The sequence below is a fragment of the Acidiluteibacter sp. genome (assembly GCF_055129545.1).
Genome location: NZ_JBSRUB010000004.1, coordinates 18,015 through 37,624, shown reverse-complemented (window position 1 = coordinate 37,624; position 19,610 = coordinate 18,015). Strand labels below are relative to the sequence as shown.

Annotated in this window: 14 protein-coding genes; 5 read left to right on the top strand and 9 right to left on the bottom strand. The window is 36.9% G+C overall.

Going from position 1 to position 19,610, the window contains the following annotated elements:
• Window positions 1-148 precede the first annotated feature (148 nt).
• The 3 genes from ACTB0X_RS01485 (at window position 149) to ACTB0X_RS01475 (ending at window position 2,055) form a co-directional block, all read left to right on the top strand.
• Window positions 149-352, top strand: a complete 204-nt coding sequence (locus ACTB0X_RS01485) for a hypothetical protein (protein ID WP_463023207.1) — start codon at window positions 149-151, stop codon at window positions 350-352.
• A gap of 123 nt (window positions 353-475) precedes the next feature.
• The gene (locus ACTB0X_RS01480; RefSeq protein WP_463023206.1) at window positions 476-1,435 is read left to right on the top strand and encodes an energy transducer TonB; all 960 of its coding nucleotides are present in this window, start codon (window positions 476-478) and stop codon (window positions 1,433-1,435) included.
• The gene (locus ACTB0X_RS01475) at window positions 1,435-2,055 is read left to right on the top strand and encodes a hypothetical protein (RefSeq protein WP_463023205.1); all 621 of its coding nucleotides are present in this window, start codon (window positions 1,435-1,437) and stop codon (window positions 2,053-2,055) included. Before ACTB0X_RS01480 ends, ACTB0X_RS01475 begins: the two co-directional genes overlap by 1 nt.
• A gap of 23 nt (window positions 2,056-2,078) precedes the next feature.
• On the opposite strand, the gene ACTB0X_RS01470 is transcribed toward ACTB0X_RS01475, so the two are convergent.
• The 9 genes from ACTB0X_RS01470 to ACTB0X_RS01430 all read right to left on the bottom strand — a co-directional run bounded on the left by ACTB0X_RS01470 (window position 2,079) and on the right by ACTB0X_RS01430 (window position 9,019).
• Complete coding sequence (locus ACTB0X_RS01470) at window positions 2,079-2,837, bottom strand: CPBP family intramembrane glutamic endopeptidase (RefSeq protein WP_463023204.1); 759 nt, start codon at window positions 2,835-2,837, stop codon at window positions 2,079-2,081.
• 29 nt (window positions 2,838-2,866) lie between these two features.
• Complete coding sequence (locus ACTB0X_RS01465) at window positions 2,867-3,388, bottom strand: nuclear transport factor 2 family protein (protein WP_463023203.1); 522 nt, start codon at window positions 3,386-3,388, stop codon at window positions 2,867-2,869.
• 50 nt (window positions 3,389-3,438) lie between these two features.
• The gene (locus ACTB0X_RS01460) at window positions 3,439-4,569 is read right to left on the bottom strand and encodes a serine hydrolase domain-containing protein (protein WP_463023202.1); all 1,131 of its coding nucleotides are present in this window, start codon (window positions 4,567-4,569) and stop codon (window positions 3,439-3,441) included.
• Between the two features lie 12 nt (window positions 4,570-4,581).
• A complete protein-coding gene (locus tag ACTB0X_RS01455) occupies window positions 4,582-5,559 on the bottom strand; it encodes a motility-associated ABC transporter substrate-binding family protein (protein ID WP_463023201.1) in 978 nt (325 codons plus the stop codon).
• 181 nt (window positions 5,560-5,740) lie between these two features.
• A complete protein-coding gene (locus ACTB0X_RS01450; RefSeq protein WP_463023200.1) occupies window positions 5,741-6,400 on the bottom strand; it encodes a hypothetical protein in 660 nt (219 codons plus the stop codon).
• A 72-nt stretch (window positions 6,401-6,472) separates the two neighbouring features.
• Window positions 6,473-7,036, bottom strand: coding sequence for a Crp/Fnr family transcriptional regulator (locus ACTB0X_RS01445; RefSeq protein ID WP_463023199.1), 564 nt, complete (start codon window positions 7,034-7,036; stop codon window positions 6,473-6,475).
• Window positions 7,029-7,649, bottom strand: a complete 621-nt coding sequence (locus ACTB0X_RS01440; protein WP_463023198.1) for a hypothetical protein — start codon at window positions 7,647-7,649, stop codon at window positions 7,029-7,031. Before ACTB0X_RS01440 ends, ACTB0X_RS01445 begins: the two co-directional genes overlap by 8 nt.
• 48 nt (window positions 7,650-7,697) lie before the next feature.
• On the bottom strand, window positions 7,698-8,480 hold the full coding sequence (locus ACTB0X_RS01435; RefSeq protein WP_463023197.1) for a GNAT family N-acetyltransferase: 783 nt from the start codon (window positions 8,478-8,480) through the stop codon (window positions 7,698-7,700).
• A complete protein-coding gene (locus ACTB0X_RS01430) occupies window positions 8,477-9,019 on the bottom strand; it encodes a TetR/AcrR family transcriptional regulator (RefSeq protein ID WP_463023196.1) in 543 nt (180 codons plus the stop codon). The genes ACTB0X_RS01435 and ACTB0X_RS01430 overlap by 4 nt, the downstream gene beginning before the upstream one ends.
• Window positions 9,020-9,852: 833 nt before the next feature.
• Between ACTB0X_RS01430 and ACTB0X_RS01425 the strand changes: the two genes are divergently transcribed.
• Entirely contained in the window at window positions 9,853-18,183 is an 8,331-nt protein-coding gene (locus ACTB0X_RS01425) for a PKD domain-containing protein (RefSeq protein ID WP_463023195.1), read from the top strand.
• Window positions 18,184-19,200: a PorP/SprF family type IX secretion system membrane protein gene (locus tag ACTB0X_RS01420; protein ID WP_463023194.1), complete on the top strand. Its 1,017-nt coding sequence runs from the start codon at window positions 18,184-18,186 to the stop codon at window positions 19,198-19,200.
• Window positions 19,201-19,610 lie beyond the last annotated feature (410 nt).

Genomic DNA, 19,610 nt, shown 5'->3' with positions numbered 1-19,610 from the left:
TGAGTTTATCTTCATTTTTATATGCTTTTACATATAGTATTCATCTGTTTTAAACTTTCATTTTAGGGAGTTCCTATTCAAAATTAGAAATTCAGCAAGAAGCTAAGTATAATTGCCTTACTTTCGTCAATTCTCATAAACCAACAACTTGGGCATTAAACAACACATTGTACTCCTTTTTTTTAGCATACTATTTCATTCTCTTGCAGATTTGAAGGGACAATCGTTGTCTGATACCAATCAATACATTGCGGATGTCCAACGTTTTACTACATTTGATGGGCTACCTAACCGAACCGTAAAATATGTGTATCAGGATCGTGAGGACATGATTAGATACACCCTGTTTTAAAATTCCAAATCTTTAGTTGCGAACGTATTTACAGAATAAGACTTGACCTACCTTTTAGAATGATTTAAGTCCATTGGTCAAAAAAGAGACTTTATCCTTTTTGTAAAAACGTAATTTTAGGTTATGAAACATTTTGTAGTGCTAATTGCTTTTCTATTAAATCTATCTTCTTATGCAGAAGAGATTGAGCACCCTGAATTAAGAAACTTATTTGAAGCAGATGTAGTCGTAGATGCTAATTTTAAAAGTCAGGATCAAACTTATTTCTACATCATCGTGAATGAAAGCATAAAAGGGGATCATTACGGAATTAAAAAAGGGGATCAACTCAAGTTATTTCGTGAAGATGACGGCTGGGTGACAGTGGTTGATTTTTCAAGCTATAAACACGATAGGTATTATTTAAAAAAAGCCCCCAAAGGTTGGGTATTGAATTACAGTAGTATACAGTCCATAAAACCGGTCAACCAATTTGCCAACATACAAACTAGCTATTGCGGTTTGAGTTTCGTCAATGTACCAGGCAGAAAAACGGAAACGATAAATCCATATCTCAGAGAATTTGCAGAAACCTACCAATTAGTTGTCTCGAATCAGAGGTATGTCCCTACTGTTGATTCGCAAAGTCTTTTAGCCAAAATCAATAGCAATGAATTAATTGCTGCTTTTGAGAGATGTGGAAGGATGAGCCTAGATTGTAAAATGGATGAAGAGATAGAACCTCAAATAGAACCTGTGCCTGATGAGAACATAGCGGTACTTCCTATTCAAGCTTGCGAGGTGTTGTATCAAAGAGCAAAATATCCTTATTCGGGCAAAGAAATGGAATACTTTATGGGGAAAAATGAAAATCCATTAGCTGATCAAGGAATTAAAGGAACGGTGATTACTAAATTGCTAATCAATGAAAATGGAGTAATAAGTGATGTGGAGATCTTGTATGGCGTGCATCCTCTTTTGGATAGTTTGGCTCGAGATAAAGCCTTTAGTTTACCACCATGGGAAGCTGCTGAAGATCGATATGGAAGGAAACGTGAATGTTATACCAATATGCCTTTTTATTTTAATATACCTTCAGATTAATGAGAGTAGTTCATTCCCTATTGGTGCTCTTTTTTGGGTTGCTCATTCAACTGCAAGCGGTGGCTTGTTCTTGCACGGGACCTGATAAATTTATGCATTCGGTTGGGTCGAATATAATTGAAGTTGAAGTAATAGATGTAATAACTCTAGACACTTTTAAAAATGGATATACAGCTACAAGAGTGAAGGTGAATAGGATATTGAAGGGAGCATATGAAAGTGATACGCTTCTGGTGCTAATCGATAAAGGTTTTGAGTGTTTTCGCGGTTTGCCGCAACAAGAAAAAGGTACAAAATTTATTATCACTGGCGATTTATTGAACGATTGGAATTCATTTGGCACCAAAATGAATTCAATTTATTATGGAAAAATGATGGCGTTGGATTTATGTAGTGAGAATGTATTATTTGTAGATGAAGATCAAGTAATAGGGAATATAACTAGAAATAATCGAAAATTAAGAAGCGTGAAGTATAAAATTAGACGCCTTTTAATGAAGGAAGTAAACTATCAAAAATGGGTAGATGATAGAACAAAACTTCGTAAAATTAAAAAAGTACGACAGTCTATGAGTATTGCTAAATTCGAACGAAAATTGCGTTTGAAGAACCTGCTGTAATTGATAACTACCTATTTAGTTTTTTAATTTATCATTGGTTCTGCCATTACCATAATTACATGAGCAAATATATGGGCCAAAAAAGCACTTTCTAATCCTTTTTTCCAATACAGCCAACCAAAGATTAGTCCGCCAATTGTGTTACCGATTAGAATGTAAGCCAATAATCCCGATGATGGGTTTTCAACAGCTTGAAAAGCGACTGGAAAATGCCCCAATGCAAAGATTAGTGCAGCTACTATAATCCCAAACCAATATACAATTGGATTATTTCGCTTAATTATTTTGGAGGTTAGCCAAACGATCAAAGTCATTAGGCCAAATCGCATAAGAATTTCTTCGGTTAGCCCACCATATAAAAATCGGACTGCTAAAGTCGGTTTTAGTGATTCTTCTAAATCCAAAAATTCCGAGGGTAGTATCGGGTAAAATAGTAGAGTAATAAGACATAAAATTGCTCCTGCTAAAATACCTCCCAGAATCCCATAAATCAAGAGATTAGAAAAGGCTGAATGGTTATCTTTATTACCTAGCGTCCATTCAATTAGTGGCACTTTCAAATTTGCCTTTTGATAAAGAATGCTTCCTACGGTTACAGCAACAATCAGCATTATTGTTGGATTGATTAAGGTCAATAACTTTATTTGTTGAGGAGTAAATCGTTCTTTTAAGATTGCTTCTGCTTCTGGAGGAAGAGGAATGTCCATGGTTAGAATGGATAAAACTCCAATTAACCCTAATCCAAAAAGAATTAAGCCTAATAATACTTTCTGTTTATTCATTTTGTCCAATTGTATTAATGGTATTAGGGTTAATTCCCTTGACTTAATTGGTGGTTATATTGGTCAATAAAATAGTTGTAGTCACCATAATCTCTATGTTCGATAACTTTCCCATTTTTTACTGTTAAGATTACGATAAGCGGCATTTCTATGGAAATTATTTTCTCGGGGCTGTTTTTAAACTTCCAGGTCAGATTGATTTCAAAAATGCCGGTATTACTTGAAAATATTGTTCTTAACGGCTCTTGTTTCATTTCGAGTATTGAGGCATATGACTGTTTGAAATTTTCATAAACCTTGTATTTCCCTTCAATTTTTTTCCCTCCAAAAACAAACCTTGCAGTCGGGTCTTGAAAAGAAATGCTATCATGCATTATATTTAGCATGGAATCAAAATCAAGATTAAAATAAGCTTCAAAATACTCATTGCTTACTTTCTTGCAAATGGCAGTGCTATCAGCAAAAGAAACACTCTTCTGAGCATAAGTTGTACTTGCAAAGATGATGAATGTGATAAGAAATAGTCTATTGAACGATAATTTATGTGCCATGATTAATCTAGAATTTTAATTCGTAATAATTTAGAATTTAATGGAATATATTAGTTTGTAGCCCTTTTGTATAGCTCAATAAATACCGAACTTAAATTTACCTCCTTACTTCCAGTGGAATTAATTAAGATAATAATATCGATATCGCTTGGCATGATATGCAGCATAGTAGCCTGAATTCCATCAGAACCACCAGTTCCCCCAAAAAAGGTAATGCCATTGTCTACAGAAGAGTTTAATTGCATGAGTACTTTCTGAGTTTCTTCGTTTAATAATTCTCCTTTTCTCAAAGCGGATAAGAATATTGAAAGGTCACTAACATTAGAAGAAATACCACCGGCAGCCCAAGCCCAACTATTGAATAGGTTATACTCTTTACTTAAATTAATCAATTCAGAATTTCCAACTTTTTTAAAGTCTTTCTTTTTCATAGCAGACTTTAGGAAAAAAGTATTTGGAACGGCATAGCTTTCAATTGGTTTTCTATCTTGATTGTCATAACCTTCTAAAAAAGTATGATCCATCTTTAAAGGGCTAAAAATGCGCTTCTGATACTCGTTTACCAATGAATTTCCAGTTACCTTTTCGATAATCATTCCTAACAAAATATAATTGGTGTTGGAGTAATACTTCTCAGAATAAGGTACCATTGGTTTATGAATTGGTTTTTTATTTTCCACATAACTAATCAATTCATGTGGTTGCCAGATTCTTGACATTCCTCCATTTAAATAACATTCTTTCCAGAAACTATTGTTTTCAGTAAAACTGTAAATTCCACTGCTATGACTTAAGAGTTGTAGGATGGTGATTTCGTCGGCGTAAGGTATTTTTCGTAAAATAGATGGATCAATGTATTTTGAAATGGGGTCAGAGAGTATTATTCTGTCTTCATCAATTAATTGTAAAACAACTACTGAGGTAAATATCTTTGAAATACTCGCCAAACGAAAACTTTGATCAATATCAAGTGGGCTAGAACTTTCTAAATTACTGACACCGGCTTTACCAATCCATGCACTTTCGTTTGCAGGCTTTACTGATACTACAATGGCAGGTAAGCCATTCTCGTGGGCTTTATCCAGAATCTCTTGATATTTGTCATCACTTGACTGGGCAGAAATTGGATTAATTGCTAATAAAACCAATACAAGTAGGAGGGATCTATTTTTTATTTTCATAGGATAAAGTTTTTATTGCAACTTAGTCAACCATCTTACTGAGTTTAAAAACAAAGCGGCATTATCACAATCGGGATCATGTATCGTTACTGGAATTTTTTCTCCATCTATAATTAAATCGAGACTTCTAAAAATCCCTTGATCTGTGCAAACGATAACTCTTCCAGCACCAAAATTAAAACCAATCATTCCTGCATAGGAGTCAGATGTTTCTTCAATATCTATACTTCCATCTTGAGTAGGAGTGAAATTTATTGTATTCTTTGGAAAGGGTAATATGTTGTCTTCTGGATTTCTAAAAATAGCTGCTCCACATAAAAACTTTATACTGTCTGGCAAATATTCGTTTGAAAGTCTTGATGCTATAACTGGATGATTTACATTCAATAATTCATTTTCTGGTGTCATTATAAAGTGACTGCATAAACTGCCATCATGACCTGGGTAATTTGGGTGATAAGCATAACCATCTCTAAATTTAACACTAAATGCTTCTAAAAGAGGTAAAGCACCGCTACCTCCGGGAAAATGACTTAAAAATAAAAATAGACTCCCTCCATTATATACATACTTAGTAATGTCCATAACCTCTATATCACTTAAAGGTGATTTATAGATAATTTCTTTTTTGTCTCCGCTACCCAATACAATTTTATCATTGGGCATACCATGTAAAATAAGCATATCTGGTTTGGTAGAATTTAGATTTACTGAATCTAATGTTTGATCTGTAAATTTCACATCAAACCCATCTTTTTTCATAATATCTAACATTTCACGAGCCGTCTCCTGCCCATAGGAGAGCGAATAAATAGTATTATGAGATTGATCGATTAGAATCTTTTTATTGTTCTTGTCCTTCAATGATTTGAATTGATAATGAAAGGTGGTGTCAAATTCAGCTTCTACAGTACCTTGTCCAAAGGATAAATCACAAAGGAGGAGTAATAAAATTCCTACAGATAGTTGTGTCCATATTTTAAGCATCATTTTCATTATATTTTTTGCAATTAATACTTTCTAATCTTTCAATATAAATGTTACTAAACATATGATAGATCCTGTCACCTGCTGCCGTGCTGTTCATCAGCATCTTTTCTGACAATATTTGAAGTCAGTTTGTCTTAGTTGATTTACCTTCTTTGCTGCGTCGTTTATAGTTTTGATCATGTTACTTAATAGAAAAAGTCAGTAATAATGGAACAAGTACTGATATAAAAGCAACAATCACAATCACGACGTATTTTTTTTCACCTAGTAATTTATATAATAAATAGGGAGCAATTATCAGATAAAGCAATGCAGTGTAAAAACCTGGTTGATATTGTCCAGTTTCAAAAAACCACACTACATGCCAAATAGCATTTCCTAAAACACCTGCGCATATAAAAAAGAAAGCAGGGACCAACAAAAAACGCTTGCCAAAATACATTCCGAAAACATAGCCTAATGTGAAAATAGCATACGAAGCCATGTTGAACCATGTAAAAATATTGTCATCGTATGGAGCGCCTCCGTAATGAATTCCAAAGAATGAAATAAAACCTGTTCCATGTTCTTCAGCAAAGTGTAAAAACTGTGCTGCTAAAGCAATTAAAAATATAGGTGTAAATTTCTCAGTTTGTGGAAGCGAAATTTTCTTTACGAACATTAATAGGTAAATGCTCCATGCACATGCAAGCCCTGGTAGAAATGTTACTAATAGTGATTTTCCGTGTGATAGATATGTAAAAAAAGAGCCCATAATAATTGTTATTATAGAGGCAATTACCATGTCTCGTTGGGTAATTTTTCGGTCATCGCTAATGTTTAGTTGGTCCTTAAAGTCCATGGCAGTTTTGTTGATTTATTTGTGCAAAGCACCAACTTATTAATGAGCCAACATTTATCAAATGATAAAAAATTACTTCTTTGCTCTAATTCTGCTTAAAGAAACTTGAGTGATGCCAATGTAGGAAGCCAAGTCACCCAAACTGATGCGTTGCAGAAGAGAATTATTTTCTTTTACAAAATGATTGTAGCGCTCCGATGCATTTTCTTCAAGCAACTCGCTTATTCGTTTCGTCATATTTATTGAAGCGAAAGAAACAAGCTTTCTGTAAAATGTTTCGATGCAATGATGCTTTTTACAAAGCTCTTCCAATTCGTCTTGACGAATACAGGTAACTGTGGTGGGCTCTAATGCCACAATCGTAAAAGTTGATGGAGTTTGAGTGATAAAACTGTCAACCACTGTAAACATCATATTTTCTGGAAAGAACCGCATGATAAATTCTTTGCCGTCTCTGTAAAAAAAAGTTTTTGTAAGTCCTTTGTCAATAAAGTATAAGTATCTGCATACATTCCCATCATTCAATAGGTAGTCTCCTTTTTGAAAAGTTTTTGTTTTGAGTTTATCAAACAGTTCGTCACTTGCCGCATTGTCAAGTGTCGAAAGTTGATTACAGAGTCGAATAAATTTATTCATTTCTTTTAATACTTATTGATAACCATATAGTTCCAGTGCAAAATGATAGCAATCCAATTGTCCTTATTGGGAATGCTATACCGTTTCCAAATACCGGTGCTCCAATAATAAGAAACCATAATGGAATCTTTGGATATGAATTTGTTTGCAGTGCAGAAATACCAAAAAGAATATATCCAATTCCCAAAAATGCACCGGAAGAAATTAATCCAACCACAACTCCTAGATCACCACCTACTAAAGCTCCTTTAATTTGAAGTAGCTCCGGATTGATTTTAGCAGCTGCAGGCCACAATAGGGTTTCATAATATTGAATGCTAGTAAATAAAATAAGTCCTATCGAAGCAATGGTAAGTCCGTAAAAACCTAATTTATTAAACTTCTCATAGTTCTTTAGGTAGAAGCCGGGGAAACCCAAAGTCAATAATAAGACAGAACATAACCCGATTACATTTACAAAAACCCAGTTGCTATCAAGGATTAAATTCTGAAAATGTTCCGTTGCATCAGCAATTGGGAGAAAAATTGGCATTGAAAACCACCACATCAATAAACCGACAGCTCCTATTGAACTCATGGTTGCTTCTATTCTAATAATCGTGGTAATATTCATTTGTTTTATCTTAGTGATATTATTTATGATGTATGACAAGTTATTTACCTAAAAACAGATGTCAAATATGATATTTGTACAGTAAAAACCTGACTTTTCAATAGCTTTTCTAGCAGCAACATTATCTAATGTAGTTGAACAAATAGGCTTTCTTTTAGCTTTTAAAACTCGGTTTACCTGCTTTTGCATTACTTGTGTGGCAATACCTTTTCCCTGAAAATCTCGGTTTACGATAATTCCTAAATCAGCAATCTCCGGCTGTGAATCACTCATTCTGCACTCGCTGGTTGCAATAATTACATCAGCTTGTTTAAGCATGTAGATTTCTTTTCTTGAAACAAGGTTTTCAGTATAACCAAAGGTATCGTTCATACCAACTTGATCTTTAAGGAACATTTTAATTTGTGGAATACTTTCAGCTGTTACTAACTCCATATTTAAATTAGAATCAATTTCCTTATATGTATTAGTATGTTCAAAACAGTATGTATTCACTTTAATGCTATTTGATAAGGCTAAACACCAGTTAAATAAAGTGGGCTCATTAGTGCTTATAATAGCAGAAGTTATGAGGTTAGAATTTATTAGCTCAATAACTACATTTTCCATTTTAGGGTTATACTCATCGATAAGGAATAATTGGACTAGACTTTTCTCGTCATTTATACAACAGTACCCATAAGTGTGATTATTACTTTCTATAAGATAATGTTGCGACGATGCAATATAAAGCTGTTCCCACATAGCATCTATTGGAGCCTTAAGCTTTAGATATAGTTTTGCCCTAAGTTCGCTAATGAGGTTTGAAGCCTCTGTTTTGTTAAAGATCATATTTGAGTATATTTTTGAATAATCTTTTGTTTTATCTGTTCTATTGGAAAATCCTTATAAACAGTTAAGTAGCTAATTGCAATGCCATCAAGTTCAGCAATGAATAGATGACTTTTTACCAGTGAATTCTCAGGATCAAACTCATTAAAAATGTTACGAGTTGCATTCAGGATAAAAGTTGACCTTTCGTCAATCAAGTCTTTTAGAATACTTCGTGTACTTGGCTGAACGATTATATTTAAATTAAATTGGAAGAACAGCTTATCCGCTTTTAGTTGTAAAAAAAAGGACTCCAAGAGTTGGATTAATCTTTCTTTAGCAGATAGATTGACTTGATCGATATTGTTCATTTCCACTATCAAGTCGGTTGTTCTTTGGAATATTTCCCTTAGTAAACCATCCTTAGATTTAAAATGATGTGAAATAAGTCCTTTGGAAACATTCGCTTTCTCGCATATCATTGATAGGGGAGTGTTTTCATATCCTCTCTCAGAAAATAATCTAGTTGCAATTTCTAATAGGTGTTCTTTTTTTTCCATAAAAAAATAGTTCAATTACTGACCGTCCGTTCAGTCTGTAAATATAGGAACAATATTTTATTTAGTTTAGATTATCGATTTCACTAATGAGATCGTTGAGATCATTCTCATCCAACTCATTACAAAAGTGAAATGAATACTGATTTGGATTTACTTTAGGCAATATTGTTAATCAGCGCTCATTAATTTATTGAAGGGGCCATTTTTAAGCAAATCAATTTTGAGTCGAACTATACTTTTAGTGGTATTTGTTTTAGTTAGTTCTTTAGGAGACAAACTGTCAATTCAAAGTTATTTACATTCAATTCCTTGATAAATAAAAGTGGTTTATCTAGTTATCATTGGATAAAGAGCGTTCTATTTTCCTTTTGGAAGAATGGAATTTAATCTACTAAAAAAAATATTTAAGTTTTAAAGCTAGGTAAGGGGTTGGCTTTGATTAGTTACGATAATAGTATTTACTTTTAATGCTAAAATGGGCTAACCTTTTCTCCTTATCTTCGTAAAAAATACAACTCTAAATAATTAATTAAACCAATTCCCCATTCTCTTGAAATCGACAATAAAACGAATACTACACTTATCATGGATCAAATATTATATTTCAGAAGACGTTGCGCAATGTGGGATGATTCCTTCAACGCTCAATACACACTTAGCAGGAAATAAATACTCCTTGTGGAAGAGCCATTCTATCAATAGAATAGGTCTTTGCTTCAGTAAAAATATACCCGATGGTTGCATCAAAGAAAATACTTTTAAAAGTCATTTTTTAAGCAATCCAAAATACTGGGAATTCGTAAGTATAAACTAAAACTCTAAAGACGTAGTTTATGAAAAGGCTATTCCTTAAAATAACGTTCTTCTTTGTCTCCTTATTTTTTGGAACCTCAGTATTTGCCACCCACATCATGGGAGGAGAAATTACTTGGGAATGTCTAAATAATGGACAATATGTTTTTACGCTGAAAGTGTATCGAGATTGTAATGGGGTTTCATACAGTACTAATAATCTTGCACTAGAAGCCCATAACTATCCGAATACAGGAGACAGAACTTTAATTCCAGTCAGTTTTTTTAGTGTGATAGACATTACTCCTTCTTGTGAAGGAAGTCCATGTGCCACCTTATCGGTTAGTGATCCCGACATTGCGGGAGCGATTGAAGAGTATGTGTTGAAAAGTGCACCCATCACCTTAAATGGCGTGCCACCTGCAAATGGTTGGGCATTTACATGGACCTCTGGTAACCGAAATGCAGCTATTGATAATATTAATAATGCGAGTAACTACGGGATTACATTAAGAGCAATTATGTTTCCTTACTTTGGACAAAACGCGAACTTATGTTTTGATTCATCACCTAATTTTTACCAGAAGCCATCCACCATTATCTGTGCAGGAGAGCGATTTACTTATAACCACAGTGCTTTCGATAATAACTTAGATTCCCTTTCTTATGAATGGGCAAAACCTTTAGAGGGGAATGCGTGTGGAACTAGTCCTTGCCGCATTGGAGGCGTTTTTGTTAAAGGTACAAATCCACCGGAAATTCCTTTTAAAGGAGCAGATGGATATAGTTTTGATTCTCCATATCCAGGAGTTACTCAAAATGCATTGAATGAGGCAGCAGTGTTAGATCCTGAAACAGGAGAAATTACTTTTACCTCATTTACTGAAGGGGAATATGTTTCAGTAATCAAGGTAACTGCTTACAAATGTGGAGAGAAGGTGGCGGAAATCTTTCGAGAATTACAGACCGTTATTGCCTCCGGTTGTTCGTCTAATGAGCCTCCAATCATTTCTAAATTGGCAAACAATAGCTATAGAGATACGGTGAAAGTTGGGGATACCGTCCGATTTAGAATTAGCATCTTGGATTCGATTCGAGCAGACAACCCCAATGTGGATTCCATTTTTGTTTTTGCTAGTGGTCAGCAGTTTGGGACCAACTTTACCAATCCCAATGCAGGTTGCTTGAATCCACCGTGTGCTATTTTAACTTCTCCATTACCAGATACAGGAATTGGTAGGTATACGACTGACTTCTATTGGGAAACGACTTGTGATCACATTCAAAATACAACTCCAATCTGTTTTGCAACCGCAAATTCCTATCAATTTATTATTCGAGCATTTGATGACTTTTGTCCGGCAGCAGGGCAAACAATTGCGACCTATACCATTACTATACTAGCTGATTCCTTGGTAGAAAATCCACCCATTAACTGTGCAAACGTTTTTACCAATGGAGATGTAACCATTGATTGGGATGGAATTCATGATCCTGATGAGGCATTTTCGGCATTTATGATTTACGTCTCTGACTTCAGAAATGGACCTTACACTTTGCTAGATAGTATTTTTGATTCGACCGTCACCAACTATACACATATTGGTGCGGGAGCCAATAACAATGGGAAGCATTACATTGTTAAAGTGAGGTCAGGCTGTCAAGCAGGATGGACCATTCTTCCAGCAGATACCATTTCAACTTTTTACATTAATCCCATTTTAAATGATACATGTATTAGTATTAATTGGACAGGACTAAATACAGCGGTATCCACTAGCGATACCAATTATTTAATCTTTAAAGAATATCCAATTGGAAGTGGTTTTGTGTTGTACGATTCCACTAATTTATTAAGCTATTGCGATACGTTTAATGTGTGTACAGATACGGTTACCTATCGAATTCAATTGGGAAGTAACAGTGGCGATTGTCCATTCTCTACTTCAAATACGCAAGGAATTCGATTTAAATATCCTGATCCGTTAGCTGACTTTACATTTACTACTCCTTGTAGCGATTTAACAATTCCATTCACCAATGCAACTACTGTTGTTCCAGATAGCATTTCAATTTTTGCTTGGGATTTTGGAGATGGAGACACCAGTGCTTTAAAAAACCCGAGTCATACATACACTTTGCCCGGAACCTATACGGTTCAGTTAATAACCACCACCACAAAAGGATGTGTTGATACTGTTTCGAAAACAGTAACTCCTGATGTTCCATTTGCGGAGGCAGGACCAGATCAAATTATTTGTTTGAAGGACTCAATTCAGATAGGAGGCAGTCCAACTTCTTCCACTTTAAACGTTACCTATAGTTGGACTCCAATCAGTGGTTTGTCAAATCCAACTATATCGAATCCTAATGCTTCGCCAAGCGATACCACCGTTTATACTGTTTTGGTGACCAATACAAATGGATGTACCAATATTGATACCATGACGGTTTTTGTTAAACCGTTGCCTGTGATTGACGCAGGTGCAGAACAAACCATCTGTATCGGTGACACCGTTACTATTGGCGGCAGTCCAACTTCTACCACAGCAGGGGTTACCTATACTTGGCAGCCTGCAGTCGGATTAAGTAGTACAAGCATTTCCAATCCAAAGGCATTTCCGGTTTCTACCCAAACCTATAAATTAACTGTGACTTCAACCAATGGTTGTTTTGATACTTCGGAAGTTACGGTTAATGTGAACGATTTACCAATAGTGGATGCTGGTACCAACAAGAATATTTGTGTGGGTCAAACAGTTACCATTGGTGGAGCACCTACCGGGCCATTAAATGCTACTTATAGTTGGACTCCAACCACAGACATTTCCAATGCAACGGTCGCGAATCCTGATGTATCGCCAATAGTTAACACGACTTATTTCGTAGAAGTTACTGACACCAATGGTTGTGCATCAACTGATAGTGTAGCAATAATCCTGCAACCAACTCCTGAAGCGAATGCTGGAATAGATCAAATCGTCTGTAAAGAAGATTTTCCAACGCTTTTAAATGGTTCTGTTTCTATCAGTAATGATGGTCGATGGATAGGAGGGAATGGAGTATTTGATCCGAGTCGAAATGTTTTAAATCCAACTTATGATGCGACTCCTGCTGAGATAAGTGCTGGATTTGTTGATTTACAGTTGATTTCTTCGAGCATTGGAATTTGCACACCAGATACGGATGAGGTCAGAATTACCATTCCGGCATTTGTAGGTGCAATTACGTTGAATTCATTCAATGTAAGTTGCAATGGATTAGCTGACGGAAAAGCCGCTGTAAATACAACAGGTGCAAATTCACCTTACTCTTATAGTTGGAATACAAACACTGGGATTCAAACAGGTGATACAGCTCGAGGTTTAATTGCAGGAACTTATTCTATTACAATTACTAATTCCATAGGATGTGATTCTATTCGCACTGTGACGATTACTGAACCAAACTTATTGGTAGCTTCCATATTGGATTCGACCAATGTGAGTTGTTTTGGTGGAAATGATGGAACAGCAACAGCCATGGCAACAGGCGGAACCGCACCTTACACTTATTTGTGGCCATCGACCAATTCCGATTCAAATGAAGTGAATTTATCAGCAGGAACATACGTGGTAACAATTACTGACACTAAAGGTTGTATCGATTCTGCGAGTGTGACCATAACCGAACCTACTTTATTAGTCGCAACAATCGTGGATTCTAGTCAGGTAAGTTGTTTTGGTGGAAATGATGGAACAGCAAGAACGATCGCAACCGGCGGAACCGCTCCTTATACTTATTTATGGCCATCAACCAATACTGATTCAAATGAAGTGAATTTGGCGGCTGGAACATATGTGGTTACGGTAACTGACAACAAAGGCTGTATCGATTCTGCAAGTGTCACTATCACCGAACCTACTTTACTAGTCGCTACAATTGTGGATTCTAGTCAGGTAAGTTGTTTTGGAGGAAGTGATGGAACATCAAGAACGATAGCTTCAGGTGGAACAGCTCCTTATACGTATTTGTGGCCATCGACCAATACCGATTCAAACGAAGTGAACTTGGCGGCAGGAAGATATGTCGTTACAATTACCGATAACAAAGGCTGTATCGATACTGCAAGTGTGACCATCACAGAACCCACTTTATTAGTTGCAACAATCGTGGAATCTAGTCAGGTGAGTTGTTTTGGTGGAAATGATGGAACGGCAAGAACGATAGCAACAGGCGGAACCGCACCATACACTTATTTGTGGCCATCGACCAATACCGATTCAAACGAAGTAAATTTGGCGGCAGGAACCTATGTCGTTACAGTGACTGACACTAAAGGCTGTATCGATTCTGCGAGTGTGACCATCACTGAACCCACATTGCTAGTGGCTTCTATATTAGATTCCACTAACGTCAGCTGTTTTGGCGGAAATGATGGAACGGCAACAGCCATGGCAACAGGTGGAACCGCACCATACACTTATTTATGGCCATCTTTAAATACGGATTCAAATGAAGTGAATCTGGCGGCAGGAACATATGTGGTAACGATTACAGACAATAAAGGCTGTATCGATTCTGCGCGTGTGATCATAACCGAACCGACATTACTAGTCGCCACAATCGTGGATTCTAGTCAGGTGAGTTGTTTTGGTGGAAATGATGGAAGGGCAAGAACGATTGCAACCGGCGGAACCGCTCCTTATACGTATCTATGGCCATCAACGAATACCGATTCAAACGAAGTGAACTTGGCGGCAGGAAGATATGTCGTTACAATTACCGATAACAAAGGCTGTATCGATTCTGCAAGTGTGACCATAACTGAACCCACTTTACTAGTCGCAACAATAGTAGATTCTAGTCAGGTGAGTTGTCTTGGTGGGAATGATGGAACGGCAAGAACGATAGCAACTGGCGGAACAGCACCTTACAGTTATTTGTGGTCATCGACCAATACCGATTCAAACGAAGTGAATTTGGCAGCAGGAAGGTATGTCGTTACAATTACCGATAACAAAGGCTGTATCGATACTACAAGTGTGACCATAACCGAACCCACTTTATTAGTTGCAACAATAGTGGACTCTAGTCAGGTGAGTTGTTTTGGTGGAAATGATGGAAGGGCAAGAACAATAGCAACAGGTGGAACCGCACCTTATACGTATCTATGGCCATCGACCAATACCGATTCAAACGAAGTGAATTTGGCGGCAGGAACCTATGTCGTTACAGTGACTGACAATAAAGGCTGTATCGATACTGCAAGTGTGACCATCACCGAACCGACATTACTAGTCGCCACAATCGTGGAATCTACTAATGTGAGCTGTTTTGGTGGGAATGATGGAACTGCAAGAACAATCGCAACAGGCGGAACCGCACCATACACTTATTTGTGGCCATCGACCAATACCGATTCAAGCGAAGTGAATTTATCTGCCGGAACATATGTGGTTACGGTAACTGACAATAAAGGCTGTGTGGATACAGCAAGTGTCACCATCACCGAACCTACTTTACTAGTCGCAACAATAGTAGATTCTAGTCAGGTGAGCTGTTTTGGTGGGAACGATGGAACGGCAAGAACGATTGCAACCGGCGGAACCGCACCTTATACGTATCTATGGCCATCGACCAATACCGATTCAAATGAAGTGAATTTGGCGGCAGGAACATATGTGGTTACGGTAACTGACAACAAAGGCTGTATCGATTCTGCGCGTGTGACCATCACCGAACCCACTTTACTAGTCGCAACAATAGTGGATTCTAGTCAGGTGAGCTGTTTTGGTGGGAACGATGGAACGGCAAGAACAATAGCAACAGGGGGAACTGCACCTTATACGTATCTATGGCCATCAACCAATACCGATTCCAACGAAGTGAATTTATCCGCGGGCACTTATGTGGTCACAATTACCGACAATAAGGGTTGTGTAGATACTGCAAGTGTGACTATAACCGAACCAACCTTATTAGAAGCTTCAATTTTAAACTTTACCAATGTGAGTTGTTTTGGTGGGAATGATGGAGTCGCAAACGCCAAGGGATCAGGCGGAACCGCACCTTATACGTATCTATGGCCATCGATGAATACCGACTCCAATGAAGTGAATTTGGCGGCAGGAAGGTATGTCGTTACGGTAACTGATAATAAAGGCTGTATCGATACTGCAAGTGTGACCATCACCGAACCGACATTACTAGTTGCAACAATAGTGGATTCAAGTCAGGTGAGCTGTTTTGGTGGGAACGATGGAACTGCAAGAACGATAGCAACAGGCGGAACAGCTCCTTATACGTATCTATGGCCATCAAATAATACCGATTCAAACGAAGTGAATTTGGCGGCAGGAACATATGTGGTTACGGTAACTGACAACAAGGGCTGTATCGATTCTGCAAGCGTTACCATTACCGAGCCCACATTACTAGTCGCAAAAATAGTGGACTCAAGTCAGGTGAGTTGTTTTGGCGGAAATGATGGAACGGCAAGAACGATAGCAACCGGTGGAACCGCTCCGTATACGTATCTATGGCCTTCGACCAATACCGATTCAAATGAAGTGAATTTATCCGCAGGAAGGTATGTCGTTACAGTGACTGATAACAAAGGCTGTGTGGATACTGCGAGTGTGACCATTTCTCAACCCACTTTATTGGTAGCTTCTATTTTAAATTCCACTAATGTCAGCTGTTTTGGAGGGAATGATGGAACCGCAAAAGCGATGGCAACAGGCGGAACCGCACCTTATACTTATTTGTGGACATCAACAAATACCGATTCAAACGAAGTGAATTTATCTGCCGGAAGGTATGTCGTTACAATTACTGATAGTAAGGGTTGTATAGATACTGTGAGTGTGATCATTACACAACCAGATACGATTCAATTGAACGCAGCGATCACAAATGTGAGTTGTTTTGGTGGAAACGATGGAGCAATTTTAATCACTGCAACCGGTGGACAATTGCCTTATTCCTATTTATGGACAGGAGGAATGACCACTTCTAACGCTACTAATTTACAAGTAGGAAGTTACTCTGTGACATTAACCGACTTTAATGGATGTCAATTAGACTCCACTTTTTCTATTTCTCAGCCCTCTGAATTTAAGTTGAATTTGTCTGCTTCCGATACCATTTGTGTTAACGACACTATTCAATTATTAGCAAGTGGAAGTGGGGGAAACCCAGCTTATACTTTTAGCTGGAGTGCCGGCTTAGGTTTGGGGACAAGCAAACGAGTGAGTCCGCCGCAAAATACGACCTATTTAGTCACTGCGACAGATAGTAAAGGGTGTATTGATCTTGACAGTGTCACCGTGAGTATTCGAGATTTGGGGAATGATGTTCTTACCCTTACTTCTGGTGGAGATATTTGTGAAGGCGAAGAATCGACTGTACTCGCCAATCATCAAGGAGATTTTCCAACTTACACCTATCTCTGGAAAGGGTTAGGTAATGGACTAGGACCTTTTACAGTAAGGCCCCAAGTGAGCAGATTCTATACTTTCTCTGTAAAAGATATATGTGGAGTAGAAAAAACAGATTCGATTTTAATTCAGGTGAATCCAAATCCAAAATTGAATCCTACTGTTCGAGCAGAGTCAGGCTGCGCTCCATTGACAATTACTGTTAATGATACACTTAATATACCCAATCGCGACTATACGTATGAAGTAAGCTTTGGGGATGGAACTTCACTTAAACGAACCATGCCAATAACCCATACTTATACAACTGCTGGAAACTATAGTGTTAACGTTAAAATAACCAATAATAAAGGGTGTGAAAGCGTCTCTAATGGTGGGATTCAAGTGAATGTGAATCCTACTCCAATTGCCAATTTTAATGCATCTCGATACCTTACGAAATTAGAGTTTCCTAGGATTAATTTTACGAATACTTCAACTGGAGCAAATTCGATTCGGTGGGCATTTTTTGATAGCTTGTATACAAGTATCAATGACACAATGATAACTTATCAGGATACAGGGAGATATGTGGTTAAATTAATTGCTAGGAATAGTTTTGGTTGCATTGATTCAATTAGTAAAGAAGTGATTGTGGAGCCAACCTTCGACCTTAAAATACCAACTGCTTTTACGCCAAATTCAGGCGGGTCTAATGGAGGAACTTACAATATTAATCAACTCAACAACGATGTATTTTTTGTGTATGCAGAATACGTAAGGGAATTTAGAATGAGCATATTTAACCGATGGGGAGAGTTAATTTTTATTTCAGACGACGTTAATATTGGATGGGATGGATATTATCACAATCGATTACTGCAACAGGATGTGTATGTTTATAAGGTTGAAATTACATGGATAGATGGGTCGAATACTAAAAAAGTGGGGGATATAACTCTGTTGAGATAGATGGGAAAGCTGCTATACAAGTACATTTTATATTATTTTTTCCTGATTGTAGGGCTTTCCAATGCGTTTTACTCATTCGGGCAAGACCCTCAATTTTCTCAATTCTATGCCAACTCCCTTTATTTAAATCCTGCTCTTACGGGGAATACAACAGAGTATCGACTTGCAACAACCTATAGAAATCAATGGCCCAGTATCCCCGGAGCATTTGTGTCAAATACTGCGGCATTTGATTACAATCTAGAGAAAGCCAATAGTGGGTTTGGGCTGCTATTTACTAGAGATAAGGCAGGTAGCGGAGGATTGAGTTTTACAAATGTGGGACTTTCTTACGCTTATTATATTCCACTAAGTCGACAAGTTTCTTTGCGAGCAGGAATGAGGTTTAGTTATACGTTTAGAAAAGTAGATTATTCTAAATTGGTATTTGGTGATCAAATTGCAAGAGGTGGAGCTCCTACATCTATAGAAAGTTTGCAAGATGGAATTAATTATGCGGATATTTCTTCAGGAGTTCTTTTGTCACACTCCGAAAAATATTGGTTGGGGATTGCTGTTAATCATATTAATAGACCCAATTATGCACTAGTTGGTTTTGAAAGTGGGTTGCCAATAAATTTCTCTCTTCATGGCGGATGGAATTTTAAAATTGAAGAAAAAGGGGTGGTCTCAAGCCCCACCACTTTTAGATTATTGTTTCATTATAAAAGTCAACAAGATTGGGATCAGCTTGACCTCGGAGGGTATTATGAAAAGTACAATATCTTTTTTGGGGCTTGGTACAGAGGGCTTCAAGGCTTTAAAAGTTATGAGGGCTATGCCAATAATGATGCAATGGTTCTTTTACTGGGGTATAAAGCTGGGGATATTAAGATTGGGTATAGTTATGATATTACTATTTCTAGATTAGTTTCAGCTTCTGGAGGAGCACACGAAATTTCTTTAATCTATGAAACAGCTAGCAAAAGGAAAAAGAGAAGAAAGCGAAAGTTTATAGTTCCTTGTGCTAAATTTTAATTAATCTTTTGATAATGAGTTGTGCTCCTGTTGTTAAGGAATAAAACGATTAAGGCATTAAATATAAAAATCTCTAAATTATAGTTTTATGGGATTTTATATTCTGTTTTATAGTATAATCAATGCAATCAATCGTCAAATCAAGGGTAATTCAAGAATCACAATCAATTACATTTGGAAAAAATAGCACGTATTTCTGCTGTGGAGTAGGTTATTTACTATCCTCAGCTTAAGAATACACTATTAAGAATCACAATTATTTGGGATGTAAAAATTCCCATTTTCACTTGAGTGAAATACCTATATAAATACACCTAATACTAAAATGGGGGTTTTCTCTCATTGACCAATCCTGCATTTAGACTCATATTTGTTATGGTTAAACTGTGTAACACACTTTACCTTTCAAG